This window comes from Sulfitobacter sp. W027 (genome assembly GCF_025143985.1).
Taxonomy (GTDB): domain Bacteria; phylum Pseudomonadota; class Alphaproteobacteria; order Rhodobacterales; family Rhodobacteraceae; genus Sulfitobacter.
On sequence record NZ_CP083565.1, the window covers coordinates 119,354 to 137,417 of the forward strand.

The window sequence follows — 18,064 nt, forward strand, 5'->3', positions numbered from 1 at the left end:
GTGGACAATCGCTTTCGAACGGAAGGTGGCCTAATCGAGCACCGGGTGCAGCACGAGACCCCGACAGGTCCACTTCGGCTTGGTTTTCATCTGAGCCCACAACATTGTTCAGCTCAACGATGGCAACATCAGCAAGCGTTTTTTAACTGAATTTTTCTAAGACGCGAACTCGTTTTCATTCAATTGTTTTTAACCACTTTGCTCAATCACGCCAAAGTGCTCTTCGCTTTGCGGAACAAGCCGCTAAATCCGTTTCGGACTTGAGCGTTTTGTAAAATCTTAATCCCAGTATTCAGTCCGCCGCAGTAATAGCGTCCTTTTTGCCAAGCAGGTTGTTCATACCTTGCTATCTTTTCAGGCATACCGCTCATAGATCGCCTGTTATTCAGGCGCTTGAAAGGTTTCCTCTATGCGGTATTGGCATTACCTCTATCCGGCGCTGCCACCATTCCAGGGGCGCGAACAGCTGCGTGCCGGCCTTGGCGCGCTGCTTGGCATCAGCCTGTGTGTCTTCCTAGTAAACCTGAGTAGCAGGATGGGCGTTTCGTCACTTTATCTTATCGCCCCTCTTGGGGCGACGGCCGTCCTGGTCTTCTGTGTTCCAAACTCACCCCTTGCTCAGCCGTGGTCAGCTGTCGTCGGCAATGTGACGGCGGCATTGGTCGCACTTATTGTGGTTTTTACCGTACCCAGCCCTTGGTCGGTCGGCATCGCGGTTGGTGCCGCGATTACCGCCATGATGTTTCTTCGGGCTCTTCACCCGCCAGGCGGTGCTGTGGCGTTGCTTACCGCTCTCAATCCATCCGAACCTCTAGAGGTCGGACTACTTTTCGCTTTTGTACCCGTTGGGCTGACCACGGCCCTCTTGGTCATTGTCGCCATCGCTTACAATAGGGCCTCGGGACGGGTTTATCCATTCCGGCAACTTGAGACGGATATCACAGAAGAACCAGCGTTACGTCTAGGATTGTCGACCGCGCAACTTGGCGAGTTGCTCGACCGGTTTAACCAGTCGACAAATCTCGGTATGGCAGACCTTGGCCGATTGCTGGCAGCGGCGGAATTAGAGGCGGCGCAGCATCGTTTTAAGGGCACGACTTGCGCAGATATTATGACCATCGACCTCATCACGGCGCAGCCTGATATGTCGGTTGCGGAGGCGGCGCGCCTCTTCCGCAGCTATGCAATCAAAAGCCTTCCAGTCGTGGACGACGCGAGGAAACTGCATGGTCTAGTGCTTCAAGTAGATCTTCTTCAAACAGTCGCAGTACAGGACCGGCCAGTGGCTTGGCCACAGCGGCCTCCGCGTCGCAGGGTCTCGGAGGTGATGCGTCCCGCTGAACGGATTGTATCACATGACCTTCCGGTTGGCGCGCTTCTCAACCGGCTGGCGGCGCGGGGAAGCGAGGTCGTTCCAGTCGAGCGGGAGGGCCAACTTGTTGGCATTATCACCCGCTCAGACATCATGCGGTTGCTGCTCGATGGGGCAGAGGAGCGCATGGTCGCGTAGGGGGGATCGCGCCGACATTGATAGGCGGGGCCAGCCGATCCTGAGGGAAGCGCCCATCACTGCGCGTGATCTTTGCCGATTTACGACCTGCTACGAGGCTTAGCAATCCTATAGCTCGGAAATACGAGCTGTTTTTATGCTCGTTTAGCTTGATCTCGACCTAGGCAGTGCTGCTGCATTTTCGCCATCGGACCCAGCCAGGTACTAGACCTGCGATGACCAGACAGTCTTCAAACTAAGATCGAAAGCTGCCGCTGGGTATCTGATGAAGCTCGTCGACGGGCCAGCCGAGCGCAGCCCGTCGATAGGAACATGAAATATCAGGGTTCGTGAATGGTCGCATTCTTAGACGGCATCTTTGCGGGAAGTCGGCCGGAAAGAGGTTGGCAACAGCTGCCAGCGCGAGGAGTGCCATGGATGCAGCGGATTGGAAGCGGCAGCTTTTGTTGCTAAAAGCGCAAACTTCATTCCTCCTCAATCTCGGTCAAATAATTGCGGAAAGCCTGCACATCTTTTGCCGCGTGCTCCTGAGCGGCACCACATTTTAGGTATCCGCCCATTTTTCAGTAGACGCAGATTACTTCTCCGACCCGATAGTGCTCAACGTCCGCGTCATCTGTATTCATGCAGTTATTTGGATCACGAAGGGCCTATTCGGTGTTGGTTTTTCTTGCAATCCCCATGCTGGCTTTTCTGCCCGGGTGGTGCGCTCAGGGATGCCCGAGGGGCTGCGATGACCTGAAATGGCCGGTTCCGTTCCGGGCCGCGGGGCGTAACACAAGTTCCTTCAAAATGAGGTCTAGTTCGATCCAAAAAACCGATCCTTCCCCTTCGACCGAGGAGAATCCCACCTTTCCGTCAAGCAGCTCTATCAGCTGCTTTGTGATGCTTAGCCCGAGACCGCTGCTTTTGTTTGCACCCGTGGTGCCGGGGTTAATCTGATGAAAGGGGGTGAAGATGTCGGGCTGCAGGGCCGCGGGGATGCCAATCCCATGATCGGTGACCTCGATCCGCGCTTTGTCGCTGATCCGCGTCAAGTGGACTTCAACGACATCCCCGGTGGAAGTGAATTTAGCGGCGTTGGAGATCAGGTTGTTCAAGACTTGCGTCACCCGTGCGCTGTCGGTGAGGGTGATCACGGGCTCCTGGGGTGTGTGAACAGCGTAGCTTACTCCAAGTTTTTCTGCGTAGCCTTGGCAATTCTCAACCGCGGCTTTGACCACTTCATTGAGGTCCGTCGTCTCGCGTTTTACTGAGACTTTTCCTTCGCCTAAGGCCTGGGCATCCAGAATATCGTTCACCAGTGTCAGAAGCCGGTCCCCGTTGCGACCGGCGACATCTAGCAGTTTTAGAGCAATCATGTCTTCCAGCGTGCCGCCGACCCTGGCCTTCAGCAAGGACAACCCCCCTAGGAGCGAGGTGAGGGGCGTGCGCAACTCGTGGCTGACCACGCTCATGAAGTTCATTTTTAGGCGCGCTGCTGAGGTTGCTTCTTCAGCCAGAATGCGCATTTTACTTTCCCTCTTTCTGGCAACGCGAAGTTCGATCAGAAGCAGGGAAATGAAGATACCAAAGAGGGTCAAAAGTGTCATGCCCAGATAGGCGATGGTATGTGACAATGAGAGCAGGCCGGTTCTGAACTCTGACAGAGAGCTGTTTTTGGCCTGTGCCAGAGCCACCAACAGATTGCGTAAGGCCATGTCGTAGCCTTGGAGTTCTGCGAGCATGTACGCAGCCTTTTGGCGCCTCGCGTCAGTGGTCATCTCTTGCGAGACGAATTCATCAATATGGGGTTCAATGGTTTGGAAGGTCTCCTCCAGGGCAGAAAGCACCGTTTGATCTATACCAAAGGTCGTGAGGAGCCGCGAAAGCTTTCCCTCCTGAAGGATCGTGATCCGGCTCCAGGCGATGTTAAAGCGCAAGGCCACATCCCTTGCGGGTCTAAGGCCGAGCGCGACTTCGCTGAGTTCTTTCTCAAGCCTGAGCATTTCGAACTGAAGCTGTGAACCGATCCAAAGTGGGTCGCTTTGCTCTGCGGTCTGGATACTGTCGACCCTCTCGCTCAGCTTATAAACGACCCCGACACCAAAAAGCACGGCGCCTACAAAAAATACGAGAAGCGCCGCGCGAATGGATCTGCTTTTATCGGTCACTCGACGGATATGTTTTTGAGCTGCCATACCAGTCTGCCGTTAATGGAATTATCTTGAAGCTCCGCATGGTCGTCCATCGGGTAAATGACCCAAATAGGTCCTTTGTCCCGCACTGGCATCGGCTCTCCGTCACGCAGCACCGCCAGAATGACATCGTAATCGAAGGCATCTACTGCTGGCACATTTGAGCTGAAATCATTCAGTGCCACCATTTTTAGGGTCGCATCGGGCGCGACATTCAGGGGCTCCAGCACCGCGCGCAAGCGCGGCCCTTGGAACGTTGCTGCGGTATCTACATAGTCGTTTTTGGTCACAACGGTGGTCTGAGGCAGCGCGAGCAGATCTTCCAGCGTATACGTCGCGGATTGCTCGGAGGTTGCAACAGTCAAGATTGTTTGCGCGGCCCCTATAGTGGGGAGGGCAAGCAGGGCAGCCACAAAAATGGTGTTCAGAAAATTCTTAAGTTTCATAATCGATCCTTGCTGGTCCCCGTCGCTCTCGTATATCGGTTCAAAGACAACCAGATATTGGTGGCAATTTTGAGGCCTTTTCAAAATAGATGCCACTTTGCAGGATGGGGACTGGTTCTTACCGCCAGGAGTTCCTTACCCTGACTGCTTTGCTTTGACCAAGTAAAGTTCTATCCTGTGACGCAGTATTAGACCGCGCGGAAGGGCATATTCTACCCGCTGACCCTCCACTACGAGGGCTCCTTGCAGGGGGCCGGTGGTGGCCTTGAGCTCTAGCGCGATACTTGCAGCGCGGATCTCCTTCCTGCTTTGATTTCTTGGATCAACTGCAGGTCTTCTTGGTAGAAGTTTTCGATTGATTTACGCGTTTGTTCAAGCATTTGGATGGAGAACTTCACGCTGCTGTTGCGGTCGAGAGGCACGATGGCTCGGTCGGTTTGAGTGACATGGTCAATCCAGTGGAACACCTGCTCGAGGCCCTCCTCAAAGAGAAACATCTTTACGTTGGGCCCGGTAAATTCAACCTGAGGTCGGATGTGATTGTCCGACAGATAGGGGTCAGCACTCTGATCTACGAAAATCTTTTCAACCCATTCATCAAAGGTGCCGCAGAACTCTGTCGTCCAATCAAGCTCCACGGACAGTGCGTCGCTGGGCCCGATGTGCTCGGGCAGCGCCTCGGCAGGGTTTTTTCGGGTAGCACGGTAGCGATACTCGCTCAGCAAACGCTCAAATGGGTCGCGCAGAATACAGAACCGATGATCGCAAAAACCATCGGGCAAGACCAGGCGTTGCGTTGCTGCTTCCATATGTTGAGGCGTGGTTTTGGACCATTCTACCGGCTCGCGGCTGTAAAGAGCCAGCGGCCCCTTGGCCCTGAGGTAGCTTGTGATGCACGATCCACCCGTTTTAGGGATATGAACAAAATGCAGAAGCTTACCGTTGATTTTTGAAAGGGGCACCTGTCGCCTCGCGATATTACCATAGATTGTGCATCTATGTGGAAAACGCTTGGCAAGTCAATTCGGGTCGGGGGCTGTAGTGGCTGCCCCAGGCGTGCTCTACAAACATCGCCACGTTCGAGGGCCTTTGTTCTGAGCCACCCGATGCGAGGGGCTTGTCCAAGGTGTCGTCTTGTTGCGCTGTGCCATGGTGTTACCGGCTAAACCACTTTAGCGTGCGGCCGACAGATCAAAGGGGCGCTTATGACTATTGAGACAGAGGTGTCAGAGACACCGGATCGGGATGCGGCCAAGGCTGCGCTCGCCACCCTGCGCGCGTGGGCCAAGGAGGCCACTTCGGCCGAGGTCGCCGCACTCGACCCCGCGGTCGCGCGTATGGTGAACGGTGCCGGATACCCCGCGTTCAACCGCATCTATCCGGCGGATTTCACTGGGGGCGCCAATTACAAAGCCACGCTGCCTGATCTGCAAAACGGTCCCTCCAGCCTGATCCGCGGCGCGCAGCAGTTGATCCAGCATGTGGGCATTTCCAACTTCCGCCTGCCGATCCGCTACCACAGTCGCGGTGGCGGTGATTTGCAGCTTGAAACCTCCGTCACTGGATCAGTCTCGCTTGATGCCGAGAAGAAGGGCATTAACATGTCCCGTATCATGCGCAGCTTCTACCGCCATGCTGAAGCCACCTTCAGCTTCGAGGTGATCGAAGCCGCCCTGAATGACTATAAGGCCGATCTGGAAAGTCTCGACGCGCGGATCCAGATGCGGTTTTCCTTCCCAATGAAGATCGAAAGTCTGCGCTCGGGACTGACCGGCTACCAATATTACGACATCGCGCTGGAACTTGTAGAACAGGAGGGGAAGCGCAAAAAGATCCTCCACCTCGACTATGTTTATTCCAGCACCTGTCCTTGTTCGCTGGAGCTGAGCGAACATGCCCGCGCAACCCGCGGGCAATTGGCCACGCCGCATTCACAGCGCTCGGTCGCGCGTATTTCGGTGGAGGTCCTCGACGCAGAGGGCTGCCTCTGGTTTGAAGACCTAATTGACTTTTGCCGCCGCGCGGTGCCGACAGAGACCCAAGTGATGGTCAAACGCGAAGACGAACAGGCCTTTGCCGAGCTGAACGCCGCCAACCCGATCTTCGTCGAGGATGCGGCGCGGCTCTTTTGTGAACAGCTCCTCGCGGATGCGCGGGTAGGGGATTTCCGCATTGTGGCAAGCCATCAAGAAAGCCTGCACAGCCATGATGCCATTAGCGTGTTGACCCAAGGCGATACTTTTGCCGCGCAAAGCTTCGACCCGAAGCTTTTCAACACGCTCTTCCATGTCGGCTGAGTGGCCTCGGTCGCTCAGCCTTTTTTGGGGGGGGCTGGTGCTGCGCGCGCTTTTTGTGCTTTACCCAAGTGTGATTAGGATCTGAGGAGAGGCGTCATGCGCCGAGCATTGGTGACCGGCGCCGGAAAGCGCCTTGGGCGCGCTATGGCGATTTACCTTGCGGGGCGAGGGTTTGATGTGGCCGTGCATTACGCCACCTCGCGGTCAGCGGCAGAAGAAACAGCCGCTGACATCATAGCGCAGGGGCGGCGTGCCTCTCTATTGCAAGCCAACCTGCTCGACGAGGCTGAGACGCAGACCCTGCTGCCTCGGGCGGCGGCGGCGCTCGGAGGTCCGATCACCTGTTTGGTCAACAATGCCTCGATATTCGAGGCGGATGACATCTACACGGCCACCTCTGAAAGCTGGGAGCGCCATATTGGCAGCAACCTGCGCGCGCCTTTTGTGCTGACGCAGGCCATGGCGGGGCAGGAGCTGCCGGCCACTCCAGATGAACGTGGCGAGCCGCGTGCCACTGGGCTGATTGTCAATATGATTGACCAACGCGTGCACAGCCTGACGCCAGAGTTCATGAGTTATACCATTGCCAAAATGGGTCTTTGGGCCATGACACGCACGACGGCCCAAGCGCTGGCGCCGGCAATCCGGGTGAACGGCATAGGTCCTGGACCAACCTTGCAAGGGCAACATCAGTCTGAAGAAGTCTTTGCCCAAGAGCGTCGGGACACAGTGTTGGAACGGGGGGTAAACCTTGAGGATATCACCGCAGCATTGGGCTATTTTATTGATGCCCCTGCGGTCACCGGGCAACTGATCTGCACCGATGGTGGCGAGCATCTGAAATGGTAAATACCAGTCAAAAATTGCCGGCGGGCGGTTTCTATCCGGGAAATTCAGGCTGCTAGAGCTGTCGATGAGAAGGTCTTCAAGGTATTCGCTGGATTCCTCAATCTTCGGATTGGCGCGCCGGCACTTCGCCAGAAGGTCCGATATCACATAGCCCGCCACAACGGAGGTTAGCCCAAGATGCAATGTGCCTTTCGCGGTTTGCTCTTCATCCTCGAACGTCCGTCGAGCGCCAGAGACTTCAGCGAGGATCGTTGTTGTGTACTGCAAGAACTGATGACCGCGATGCGTGATGCGAAGCGCGCGTGAGTGTAGATCGAAAAGTGAAACGCCTCGATCGGCTTCGAGATATTTGATCGCTTCGGTAGCTGCGCTTTGAGAAATATTAAGCGAATGCGCGGCTGCGCGCGCAATACAATGGTATTTACATGGTTGTAGCCGAAAGCGACCTGCTCCCGCCCGATGCTGCCGTTGTCGTCATCCCGCTTCTAGCCAACTACCTTGCAGTACGAAATCTGGATCCTGAATTCCTATACGATGGCAGACGTTGTCAGTCGTCATATAAAATGGGACATCAGAGCGGCTTGAACATTGGAGGCTCTGGTTCGGTTGCGTGATTGATTATGCGGCTTGTTTTTGATGTTGCAAGCGGCGCTGTCGGATCGTCAGTTTCTTGATCTTCTCCCTTTCTTTCAGAATGGCTTTGTCCCGTCCAAAGTAGACGTCGGCGGGTGTGACGTTGTTCAGGCTCTCGTGGTAGCGCTGGTTGTTGTAGTAGTCGACGAAGGCCCCGATCTGTTGCTCGAGATCACCGGGCAGGTAGTAATTCTCCAGCAGAACACGGTTCTTCATGGTCTGGTGCCAGCGTTCGATTTTGCCCTGGGTTTGTGGGTGGAATGGCGCCCCGCGAACGTGGTCCATTTTCTGATCGGTCAGCCATTTGGCCAGATCGCCAGAGATATAGCAGGAGCCGTTGTCGCTGAGCAGACGGGGTTTGTGTCGGACCACGGCTTGGTCGCAGCCCGATGCCTGAAGCGCCAGCTCGATCGTGCTGGTCACATCCTCGGCCCGCATGTTCGTGCAGAGCTTCCAGGCGATGATGTAGCGGCTGTAGTCGTCGAGGATGGTGGACAGGTAATACCAGCCCCAGCCAATGATCTTGAAGTAGGTAAAGTCAGTCTGCCACATCTGGTTGATGGCGGTGGTCTTGTCCGTGAACTCATCGGCGGCCTTGATCACCACGTAGTCCGGCGCAGTAATCAGATCAGCGGCTTTCAGGATGCGGTAAACCGATGATTCTGAGACAAAATATCGCTTCTCATCGGTATATTTAACGGCCAGCTCGCGTGTGGTCAGTGCCTCATGCTCCAACGCAAACTCGATCAGATCGTCACGGCGGATATCAGGGATGCGGTTCCAGACCGACTTTGGACGTGGCGAACGATCTGCCAGGGCATCAAAGCCACCTTCGACATATCGGTCATACCATCGGTAAAATGTGGTGCGCGGGATGCCCAGCATATCAAGGGTCTTCTTGGTTGGCAGATGCGACCCTTCAACTGTGCGAATGATCTCCAACTTCTCGGTTGCTGGATACCTCATTCCTCGAACTCCCCAGCCCCTGTCATGCTTTTTTTGAGCAGACGGTTCTCAAGGGTTAGGTCAGCCACGCATTCCTTCAGAGCCATGGCCTCGGATCACAGATCCTTCACCTCAGGCGATGTCGCCTGACGCGCTGTATCGCCGGAAAGGCGACGCTTTCCAGCCTCAAGGAATTCCTTCGACCAAGTATAATACAGGCTGTCAGAGATACCCTCGCGGCGACATAACGCAGAGATGCTTTCCTCCCCGCGCAATCCGGCCAAAACAATGCGGATCTTCTCCTCCGCCGAGTAGGTCTGGCAGGTCTTGCGGCGGATGTTTTTGACCAGCTTGTCAGCTGCATCTTTCGATGTTCCGGGCTTCTTGTTCATCTTCGCTCCTTAAAGGCTACGATGAACCAGAAACCCTCCGTTGTTCAAATCATCAAATCTGTCCCACAGGTGCTGACGTCAGACAATCTGGTGATTTATTAGTTAGACGGGAACCACATTGAAGTTATTCGGATCCTGCATGCTGTACAAAACCTGATGGCGTTTCTGTGTGAACCTTGAAGTTTGGTGGCACCAGGGTTCTGGTGCTCGTCCCAAGGCAGACAAAACCATACTGGGTAAGAATAGGGCTACGGCATCACGGTTAGGAGATAGAGCTCCCGGGTCCCAAAAACATTTTTGCAAACATGCAAGAATATGAAAGTATCGTTCAAAAGCCTGGTCAGAGGGGGAGTATGTGAAGGGAATTTTCTTTGCCCGACCGCCGTCGTCAGGGACCTTGACGACCTCGAATGCCAGCCTGGCGCAGAGCGCCGATAAGGCATCCACAAAGGAGACGGTCTTCCCGAGCGTCTCCACCTTGCTGGCGTTTCTTGCGATTTATTTGTTGGCCGCCGCCTTTGGCCGGTGGATGGCGATTGTGCCCGGCGCCCCCGTTACTGTCTGGCCGCCCAACGGCGTGATCCTCGCGGCATTGCTGATGCACCGCAGAGAAACTTGGCCGTGGTGGATTGCGCTTGGGATCTTCGGAGAGATCACTGGAAACTTCCTGTGGTACAACAGCACCGTCACCGCCGCCCTTGGGTATATGGTCGCTAACGCGGCTGCGATATTTGTGGCGGGCTACATTCTCGCCCCGCTATTTGACGCCCCCATCCGGCGGTTGACGACGCTGTCCCAGGTCCTGGGGCTGCTGGTCATTGGCGTGCTGTTAACCCCTATGATCAGCGCGACCATTGGCAGTGCCTTTGTTGCATCAGAAGGCAAAAGCTCCTTTGCAGACACCTGGCCGCTTTGGTGGTTGGGGGATGCCACAGGCACTTTGATTGCCACCCCTATCACTATCACAGTTGTAAATGCCTGGCGTGATGGCATGAGGCTCCAAGGGCGCGCGCTGCTTGAAGGCTTTGTTATTGCAGGTCTGCTGGTGGGCATCACCGCGTGGGATTTGGCAACAGGGTCTTATTATACATACTTGTTGCCGCTGCCGGTTCTCTGGGCCGCATTGCGATTTGAGTTTCGCGGGGCCGCTCTTGCCGTGGTGGGATTAACATTCGTGATCGGTGCGCATGGACATATTCTCGGTGCCACCGATAGCCCTGCTTTGAGCATCGCCCTTATGCACAACAGGATGCAGTTCCTGATCCTGACCGCGGCTTCCATTGGATTGATTGTCGCTGCAATTGTGCGCCAGCAAAAACAGGCGTTGATAGACTTGGCTCAGATCAACGCGGAACTGGAATCGCGGGTTAAAGAGCGAACAAAAGACATTGAGATGTCTCAGAAGCGCTTTGAGGCCACGTTCAAGAACGCGGGTGTCGGCATCAGCATTGTGAGTGGGGAAGGCGCTTTGATGCGCGTCAATGACCGTTTGGCAGAAATGCTTGGCTACAGCGCAGAGGAGGTGGAGGGCCGCTTGCTTGATGACTTCACGCATCCTGATGATGTCCCTCGAGGAAGGACCGCACTTGAGGCGCTTAAATCCGGCGCAGCGGATGAGTACGATCTGGAAAAGCGCTATCTTTGCAAAGACGGAAGTTTGGTATGGGGCCACACCACGGTGAGCTGCGTGCGCGACGCTAAGGGGGAAATCTCCTATCTTATCAAAATCATCCAAGACATTACGGACCGGAAAGAATTGGACGAAAACCGCCAAATGCTGATGCGTGAGGTGAACCATCGCGGCAAAAACTTGCTTTCTGTCGTCAAGGTGATCGCGCGACAAACAGCTCTGCGATCCCCAGAGAACTTCATCGAGGCATTTGGCGAGCGATTACAGGCTCTTGCGGCCAACCAAGATATCCTAGTGAACAACGGATGGCAGCAGATTGAGTTGGACGCATTGGTGCGGGGCCAGCTTGAGCATTTTGAAGCAATCAGGGAGCGGGTGACCGTGGTGGGCCCCCCGGTCAAAGTTAGCGCGCACGCAGCGCAGGCGATCGGCATGGCAATCCATGAGCTGGCCACAAATGCTGCCAAATATGGAAGTCTGAGCAACGATGTGGGCCGCGTCGTCATCGGCTGGTCGGTTGAGGAAGGCAATTTTTCTATGTCCTGGCGCGAACAGGGTGGCCCCGCTGTATCAGCGCCGACCTCCCATGGGTTCGGAACGACTGTGATCGACAAGCTGACGGCCTCATCGCTCTCAGCAGATGTCGAGCTCACCTACGTCCCGACCGGATTGGTCTGGAAAGTGAGCTGCCAGTTGTCGACGCTTCGCGATGACTAAAGCGAGTCTAACTGCAATCAGGTAATTGAGGACCATCGCAAGTATAAGTGCTCTTTTCTATCAAGATTGAGGTTGGGCGCAGAGCAAATACTCTATAAGCGAAGAGTCTCATCAATCTCCGGAGTGGGTGTTCACATATGGCTTTTCCTTTAATCAACAAAGTAAGTCCGGAACCTGTAGAGGATAGCCTCGAAAGATCCGCCCGCGTGGCTCGGCGGGCGTTAAATACCCCTTTAGCAATGATCTCTTGGTTTGATCCCACGAATGGGGTGCATCAGGTAAGTTCCGAGGAAGGTGCCATTGATTATTCGGGCGATACACGAGTCTCTCAAATGGCCCGTGATATCGCTGAGCATGTTGTGACCCGCAAGCAGCTTTGGGCTGTTTCTGATGCAGGCGAAAATCTAATACTCAACCAAACTCTTGCGGTTAAACAGAGTGGCGTTGTGAGTTGTATCTCGGTGCCTATACGCAATACGCGGGATGACCGCATATTGGGAGCTCTCTCCTGTATAAGTTTCACTCCGCGTGCCTGGACATGATACCTCCTTCACACTGGTAGAACTGCGCCGTCTTCCTAATGTTGGCTCCGATCACTTCCCGGTCTTTGCGGAGCTTCAATACGAGCCATCGGCCGAGGCGGAACAAGACGCGCCAAAAGCAGACCATGAAGATCGAGAAGAAGCTGCAGAAATGATCGAAGAAGCGCGCGAGGCATCGGAATGAGACGGAGACTGAAGCGGCTGCTTTGACGAGGTATATCATCCATCTAACACCACAAGGGAGCTTGGGAAACCGAGGCAAAACCATGGACATCATTCGGGTTATCATTGCGATCTTGCTGCCGCCGCTTGGCGTTTTCCTGCAAGAAGGGCTGGGGAAGCATTTTTGGATCAACATCCTGTTGACGCTTTTTGGGTATCTCCCGGGCATCATCCATGCGCTTTATATCATTATCAAAAGATAGCCTTTTTTGTCCTCTCCAGCTTTTTACGAGTGAGATGAGCAGAGGGTCATGCCAAGCGGCATTTGGCAGCTCTCTCGACTGATCTACAGTTCTTGCCTAAGATACTGATAGAGGGAAAAATATGCACGTATGGAGAATCTAGAGCTTCTACTGAATCGGGCGCTGGATGCCGTCATAGGCATGGGCTCAGAGGGGCGCGTAACGGCTTGGAATGGCGCGGCCGAAGAGCTCTTTGGTTGGTCCAAGGAGGAGGCCTTGGGCGCGGTCTTAGGTGAGTTGATTGTGCCGGCTCAACATCGTGAACACCACGCGCGCGGTCTTGAGCATTACAACCGCACAGGCGAAGGCCCCGTTCTTGAGAGGCGTATCAAAATTACGGCCCTGCACCGGACAGGCGTCGAGTTTCCGGTCGAGTTGTCGATCTTCGCGATCAACCACTCCGACCAGCAGCATAGTTTCTACGCTTTTGTGCGCGATCGATCTGTTGAGGAAGCGGCGCATCGCGAACAAGAGCTGCGCGCGCGGGAAGCGACGGCTGTCATGAATGTGGGCCAAAAGCTGATCGAAGATGTGCCCCTTGATGACTTCATCCAGTTCTGTCTCGACGAGGTATGCGATATTGCCAGCATGGATGCGGGGCATCTCTATGTTGTACGGGGCGAAGGCAGCGCTCAGATCTTGGAGCCTTCGGGGATTTGGTGCCTGCGCGATGAACGGTATCGGCCAGTTGTAGAGGTCACCTCCCGCCTCCAGTTCAAACCGGGGCAAGGGCTTCCGGGCCGGGCTTGGCAGTCAGGCGGGTTGGAGGCGCTCGAAAACCTGATTGATGACTGCAAATTCTTGCGCCGCGAGGTTTTTACGGAGGTGGGGCTGACGCGGGGTGTGGCACTTGCAGTTGCGGCAGCGATGCCCCCGAGGCCGAAGTTCAACCCATAGAACAGCCCGCCGATCAAGCCAATTCGGTCTGGGAGAAGATCCATCGCGTATATCAGGATCGAGGCAAAGGCGCTGGCCATGATTAGACTGATCAGGATCGTTAGAACGCCTGTCCAGAACAGACCCGCATAAGGCAGGATCAGCGTCAGCGGCAGGGGTCCTAGCATCGAGAACCAGATGATCCTGTAGCGCCCGATACGGTCACCCATGATACCGCCGATTAAGACACCCACGGCGGCTGCAATTAGAAAAACGAACAGCATCAACTGCGAAGCGGGAATAGACAGATCAAACCGCTCGATGAGATAGAAGGTATAGAACGACCGGAAACTCTCGCTATAGGTGTTCTTTACAAACATCAGCAGTGTCAGAACCACCCGTCCGAGACCGATGGTGAACGGCGCATGGCTGGGAGCCGGAATGCCCTTACTGGCGCGTGCCCGCATCGCTGCGAACTCGGTACTGATCTGGCGCTGCTTGCTGCCGATCCACCCCAAGAGCACCATTGCGAGCAAGGCGACTACCGCAAACCATGCCAAGCTTGGTTGCCCCCATGGTACGATGATCAGCGCGGCAAACACCGGCCCAAGCGCACCTCCCGCTTGGCCGCCCACTTGGAACATGCCTTGCGCGAGCCCCTGCCGCCCCCCGGCGGCATAGCGTGCCATCCGCGTGGCCTCGGGGTGGAAGATCGACGAACCGATACCGATCAGAGCGACGGAAACAAGGATCATCGCATAGCTTGGTGCATAAGCAAGGCAGACCATCCCCGACATGGTGAACATCATGCCCACCACCGGCGAATATGGTGCGGGGTACCTGTCGGTAATCATCCCGATGACTGGCTGCAAAAGGGCACCAGCCACCTGAAACGTCAAGGTGATCATGCCGATCTGCACGAAGTCGAGTTGATAGATCTCTCTCAGAATAGGATAGGCTGCCGGGATTAGGGATTGCATCAAATCGTTGAGCAGATGCGTCATGCCCAACACTGTCAGCACAGTGAGATAGGTTCCTGAGCGAGCTGCTATCGTCATTACATTTGTCTCACGATCTGGAGAAATCGGCGGCGTTGGGCCAAACTGCTCATAGCGTGTTGGCTTCTGCAAGGGGTCATGCCCACGGCCCATTTTTTGGCGCGGCACAATAGACCCGTTATCAGGCGCACTCTGCCGTTTGCATCAGTCGAGCGAGCCTCGGTGGAATATACGCCTAAGCGTCGATGGCGGGGGGCTTTACCCACCTTGTTCCGTCTAAACTCCAATGTTCCATCCTGATTGGTGGCCGAGATGTACGGTGGTCGCGTTATCGAGGTGTGGACAGTAGTCTCGGTACTGGACAGCCCCACTCTGCACGCCGACTTGCCAGTTAAATGAAATCAGCCACCGAACAACATCTTCAAAGCGCCTTCGACCGGTGGACGGGCCATGCTTGTAGCTAGCGAATATAGCGATCCCAACTACCGTAGCTGCTAAGGACCGTCCCACGGGGGATGCTGAGGCCGATGAGCGCAGCACCGCAAAGCAACGAAAACCCAGTGGGCCCCCAATTAGCGCCCGCGACAAAGGGGGCGAACAGCAGGACAACTCCCAGTATCAGGTTCAGAAACCGGACCATCCGGCCGACCGGCGCCAAGGCTGCGACAGAAAAGGTGATGACCAGCGCTCCGATGATATGGTTCGTAGCGGCCGCACCGCTACCCCAAGGGATGAGCCAAGGCGACAGCATCAATAGCAGCCCCACGGCCATGGAAGCCAGCAATGTCCAGGGAAAGGTCATGCCGCCCGACACCATTTCGCTTAGGATGATCCGTGGACCGCGTTCGAAGTTGTCAATTGGGGCCTCGTCCGGCCCTTTGTCGGTATCCCCGTTAAAGAACACTCTGAGCCACGGTTGCCCTGCCAGATGGCGGCGTTGCAGGAATTGATAGGTCGCGACCAGTTCATCCAGCGAATAGGGGATCTGCCAGACCATTGCAGCCGCAGCGATCAGCGCCAGCGTGGAATAGGTGCCGATGACGATCGGCTGGATCACGATAAAGAAGATGGAGATGGCGCCAAGCGGCACGATCATCACGCCAAAGAGCACCACCAGCCAAGGCATGGTCCGCCATCGCCGCGCCGACCCCATCGCCCCCACCAAGATCTCCAGCGCATAGGTTAGCGCGCCGATCCCAGCGTCGGGGACCGGCCAGGCCTTGGAAACGGAGGAGGTGATAATCTCTTCGGTCCCGTTCTTCGCAACGGTGCTGCCGGGAAAAAACGGCTCCCAGACATGTTCGATGCTGCCAAGCTGATAGCCGGTCAGATAGCGGGAGATTAACAGCCCGACCACCGCGAGCATGATGACGGGCAATCGCTGGAACCAATCGGAGGGCGAATAATCCCAGCCTTTGGGTATGGTTGGGCCGGTCTGCGCGGCAACCGGAGAAACGCCGGGCACCGGGGGAAAGCCCAAGGCAAAGGCGACCGCGAGCATTCCGACAGCCGTATTGTTCAGGTAGGCCGCAGCACTGTCACTCCAGAAAACCAGTGGCGCAAAGAGTATCCAGCACCCCAGCCCCGCCGCTGCGGACCGCGCCCAAGGCAGACGCCAGGAGAGGGACAAGAGCCCCAGCACGGTCAGCAATATGCCCGCAACCAGGTCTGACAGGCCGAGCCAGGTTCCCACATGCCCCAACAAGGGCGGCGAAGTGAGTAGCCACAGCCCCAGTCCCGCGTTGGCCCAGCCGGTCCACAGGTGAGCCCGATGCTCTGCTCGGTAATCCCTCTCATGAGCCTCGCGCACGGTTTCCGGATTCTCGAGCCTACCATCTGCAGCTTCCAGCCACGGCGGCGGGGTAATCCCATTGATGCGGTACCAGCCCAAGGGATCGCGCTTCAGCGCCGAAATAAGCGTCGGCAGTTTATCATTGATGCGTTCCTGCGGTGACCAATCCAGCAGATCGCGGGCCAGTGAAATATCCAGCGCGAAGTGATCCGAGGCCATGTCGATCATAAAGGGCCGGATGAAGGGCTTTTCACCCTGATCCAGGGCGTCGGGCACCACCGGTTCCGACCCCGTTTCCAGGGCGGCTCCGAGTTTGGCGACTGGTCCCGGCACCACCAGGGTTTGCCAGGTTTCTTCTCCATGGATCAACGCGCCGATACGATCCTGCAGGACGCCGTAACTCAACGTATCGGGTTCGCCAGCAAGGATCACTTGACCCGAGGGGATATCAGCGCGGCGGTCCACGGTGCGCGTGAACAGCCGTAACATGTCATCGACATGAATAAAGGCCTGCCCCGCGTTGGTGTTCCCCGCAAAGACATGGCTTTTGACGTTGCGCTCATAGATCCGCGCAATTTGATGGCTGAGGGTCGGCACCGCTGTTTCATCGCCATATAGCCCGGCGAGGTGCAGAAAGACCGTAGACATATCTCCCGCCTCTTCGGCGATGATCTCTTCGGTACGGGCCTTGGACTGCGGATAGGTCCAGGAGGGGGCAAGTGGTGTTTCCTCTGTGAGTCGGGTGCCAGGACGGCCAGCAGCATGCACCAACATCGTGCCTGAATAAATGAACTGCTCAACCTCAAGCTTTCGTAAGGCGCGAAGCAGATTGCGCGTGCCGTCTTCGTTTACTGCCTTGTATTGCGGGCGCTCCTCGCCGCTGAAGTCGAAATAGGCCGCCAGATGGATAACCGAGGCAACGCGCCCGCCCGCTTTCTGCTCCAATTCCAAGATCGCGCGCTCCACCGACGCGCTGTCGGTGAGGTCAAAGGCGATCATATCATCTCGGTCCTTGGCGTTTCCAGGCCGGTCGAGTCCGATAACATGATAACTTTGCGACAGTGCCTTGCACAAACCGCTGCCGATATTCCCTGCCGCACCGGTGATTACCACAACAGGCTTATCCTGGGACATAGCATTCTCCCCGCATCCTCTTTACGGACCAACGGCTTGTAGCCAATTTTGTTCACCGATTGGTTTTCGGATCCTGCTCATAATCTGAGCTGAGAGCCACTATAAGCCCATAATCACCTTATCAAAGTGACCACCTAGTGCCCGCCCTGTAGGATGCAATTGGGTGCTAAGAAATCTGCGCGATTTGAGAATGCGCTGAACGATACAGGCAAAGGTCACAGAATGTCGTGAGCTCTAATGCGCAATTTGCTTTGTTGAAGATAAAGAGTTCACGCTTACCTTATTCGTACGATCAGAAAAGGGGTTCGATGTGAAACAGGATGAGTTTGATGAAAAGATACATGAGCTCGAAGAAGCATTGATTGAGCGGAGGGCTGAACTCGGGCGATCAAAAACTTCAGAAGCTGAGGAACAAAAGCTTCTGGACGTTCAGAGGCGAGTTGAAGCCCTTTTGGTCGACGCCAAGCGCCCGAGTGGCGAAGAGGACAAGCAGGACATTTTCCGCTTAGCCAATGAATTGCTTCTCGAACTCCGTCAGAATCCCTTCGCGTGAAATAATTGATCACTTGGTCCGGCTTGAATGTTAGGGCACAGGTATACATTGGCCTATCGGACGTGGCTCTCGATAGGTAACCCAAAATCCTATTGGCTTGGCCGTGTTG

13 protein-coding genes and 3 pseudogenes are annotated in these 18,064 nt (G+C 55.6%); 9 read left to right on the plus strand and 7 right to left on the minus strand.

Annotated elements, in window-relative coordinates; all coding sequences use genetic code 11:
* Positions 1-409: 409 nt before the first annotated feature.
* Complete coding sequence (locus K3759_RS17185; RefSeq protein ID WP_259985733.1) at positions 410-1,510, plus strand: HPP family protein; 1,101 nt, start codon at positions 410-412, stop codon at positions 1,508-1,510.
* Between the two features lie 710 nt (positions 1,511-2,220).
* On the opposite strand, the gene K3759_RS17190 is transcribed toward K3759_RS17185, so the two are convergent.
* From K3759_RS17190 to K3759_RS17200, 3 genes are all read right to left on the minus strand, one after another.
* Positions 2,221-3,690, minus strand: a complete 1,470-nt coding sequence (locus tag K3759_RS17190) for a sensor histidine kinase KdpD (protein ID WP_259985735.1) — start codon at positions 3,688-3,690, stop codon at positions 2,221-2,223.
* The gene (locus tag K3759_RS17195; protein ID WP_259985737.1) at positions 3,660-4,133 is read right to left on the minus strand and encodes a molybdopterin-dependent oxidoreductase; all 474 of its coding nucleotides are present in this window, start codon (positions 4,131-4,133) and stop codon (positions 3,660-3,662) included. The genes K3759_RS17190 and K3759_RS17195 overlap by 31 nt, the downstream gene beginning before the upstream one ends.
* A 272-nt stretch (positions 4,134-4,405) precedes the next feature.
* A complete protein-coding gene (locus K3759_RS17200) occupies positions 4,406-5,095 on the minus strand; it encodes a sulfotransferase family protein (RefSeq protein ID WP_259985738.1) in 690 nt (229 codons plus the stop codon).
* A 243-nt stretch (positions 5,096-5,338) separates the two neighbouring features.
* On the opposite strand from K3759_RS17200, the gene folE2 reads away from it, so the two are divergent.
* Together folE2 and K3759_RS17210 are read left to right on the plus strand one after the other, a co-directional pair.
* The gene (gene folE2 / locus K3759_RS17205) at positions 5,339-6,430 is read left to right on the plus strand and encodes a GTP cyclohydrolase FolE2 (RefSeq protein WP_259985739.1); all 1,092 of its coding nucleotides are present in this window, start codon (positions 5,339-5,341) and stop codon (positions 6,428-6,430) included.
* A 96-nt stretch (positions 6,431-6,526) separates the two neighbouring features.
* Complete coding sequence (locus tag K3759_RS17210; protein ID WP_259985740.1) at positions 6,527-7,279, plus strand: SDR family oxidoreductase; 753 nt, start codon at positions 6,527-6,529, stop codon at positions 7,277-7,279.
* A gap of 63 nt (positions 7,280-7,342) precedes the next feature.
* Here the strand turns inward: K3759_RS17210 and K3759_RS17215 are convergent.
* Positions 7,343-7,678, minus strand: a pseudogene (locus K3759_RS17215) (LysR family transcriptional regulator); the annotation flags it as partial.
* Positions 7,679-7,897: 219 nt separating this feature from the next.
* Positions 7,898-9,249, minus strand: a pseudogene (locus K3759_RS17220) (IS3 family transposase).
* Between the two features lie 355 nt (positions 9,250-9,604).
* On the opposite strand from K3759_RS17220, the gene K3759_RS17225 reads away from it, so the two are divergent.
* The 5 genes and pseudogenes from K3759_RS17225 to K3759_RS20305 form a co-directional block, all read left to right on the plus strand.
* On the plus strand, positions 9,605-11,596 hold the full coding sequence (locus tag K3759_RS17225) for an MASE1 domain-containing protein (RefSeq protein WP_259985741.1): 1,992 nt from the start codon (positions 9,605-9,607) through the stop codon (positions 11,594-11,596).
* A 239-nt stretch (positions 11,597-11,835) separates the two neighbouring features.
* Positions 11,836-12,138 carry a GAF domain-containing protein gene (locus K3759_RS20300; RefSeq protein ID WP_409202524.1) on the plus strand — a complete coding sequence of 101 codons (303 nt, stop codon included), beginning with the start codon at positions 11,836-11,838 and terminating at the stop codon, positions 12,136-12,138.
* Positions 12,125-12,322: a hypothetical protein gene (locus K3759_RS17230; RefSeq protein WP_259985742.1), complete on the plus strand. Its 198-nt coding sequence runs from the start codon at positions 12,125-12,127 to the stop codon at positions 12,320-12,322. Before K3759_RS20300 ends, K3759_RS17230 begins: the two co-directional genes overlap by 14 nt.
* 82 nt (positions 12,323-12,404) lie before the next feature.
* Positions 12,405-12,563: a YqaE/Pmp3 family membrane protein gene (locus K3759_RS17235; protein ID WP_259985743.1), complete on the plus strand. Its 159-nt coding sequence runs from the start codon at positions 12,405-12,407 to the stop codon at positions 12,561-12,563.
* Between the two features lie 180 nt (positions 12,564-12,743).
* Positions 12,744-12,986 (plus strand): annotated as a pseudogene (locus K3759_RS20305) (PAS domain-containing protein); the annotation flags it as partial.
* Between the two features lie 248 nt (positions 12,987-13,234).
* Here K3759_RS20305 and K3759_RS17245 read toward each other — a convergent pair.
* Together K3759_RS17245 and K3759_RS17250 are read right to left on the minus strand one after the other, a co-directional pair.
* Complete coding sequence (locus K3759_RS17245; RefSeq protein ID WP_259985746.1) at positions 13,235-14,536, minus strand: MFS transporter; 1,302 nt, start codon at positions 14,534-14,536, stop codon at positions 13,235-13,237.
* A gap of 400 nt (positions 14,537-14,936) precedes the next feature.
* The gene (locus K3759_RS17250; RefSeq protein ID WP_259985748.1) at positions 14,937-17,402 is read right to left on the minus strand and encodes an NAD-dependent epimerase/dehydratase family protein; all 2,466 of its coding nucleotides are present in this window, start codon (positions 17,400-17,402) and stop codon (positions 14,937-14,939) included.
* Between the two features lie 310 nt (positions 17,403-17,712).
* Between K3759_RS17250 and K3759_RS17255 the strand changes: the two genes are divergently transcribed.
* Positions 17,713-17,955, plus strand: coding sequence for a hypothetical protein (locus K3759_RS17255; protein ID WP_259985750.1), 243 nt, complete (start codon positions 17,713-17,715; stop codon positions 17,953-17,955).
* Positions 17,956-18,064: the final 109 nt, after the last annotated feature.

What these genes read in the sequence shown, in the direction of transcription:
- folE2 (WP_259985739.1), top strand. Translation starts at nt 5,339, where the DNA reads ATGACTATTGAGACAGAGGTGTCAGAGACACCGGATCGGGATGCGGCC.
- K3759_RS17245 (WP_259985746.1), bottom strand. Translation starts at nt 14,536, where the DNA reads ATGACGATAGCAGCTCGCTCAGGAACCTATCTCACTGTGCTGACAGTG.
- K3759_RS17185 (WP_259985733.1), top strand. Translation starts at nt 410, where the DNA reads ATGCGGTATTGGCATTACCTCTATCCGGCGCTGCCACCATTCCAGGGG.
- K3759_RS17195 (WP_259985737.1), bottom strand. Translation starts at nt 4,133, where the DNA reads ATGAAACTTAAGAATTTTCTGAACACCATTTTTGTGGCTGCCCTGCTT.
- K3759_RS20300 (WP_409202524.1), top strand. Translation starts at nt 11,836, where the DNA reads ATGATCTCTTGGTTTGATCCCACGAATGGGGTGCATCAGGTAAGTTCC.
- K3759_RS17210 (WP_259985740.1), top strand. Translation starts at nt 6,527, where the DNA reads ATGCGCCGAGCATTGGTGACCGGCGCCGGAAAGCGCCTTGGGCGCGCT.
- K3759_RS17235 (WP_259985743.1), top strand. Translation starts at nt 12,405, where the DNA reads ATGGACATCATTCGGGTTATCATTGCGATCTTGCTGCCGCCGCTTGGC.
- K3759_RS17190 (WP_259985735.1), bottom strand. Translation starts at nt 3,690, where the DNA reads ATGGCAGCTCAAAAACATATCCGTCGAGTGACCGATAAAAGCAGATCC.
- K3759_RS17250 (WP_259985748.1), bottom strand. Translation starts at nt 17,402, where the DNA reads ATGTCCCAGGATAAGCCTGTTGTGGTAATCACCGGTGCGGCAGGGAAT.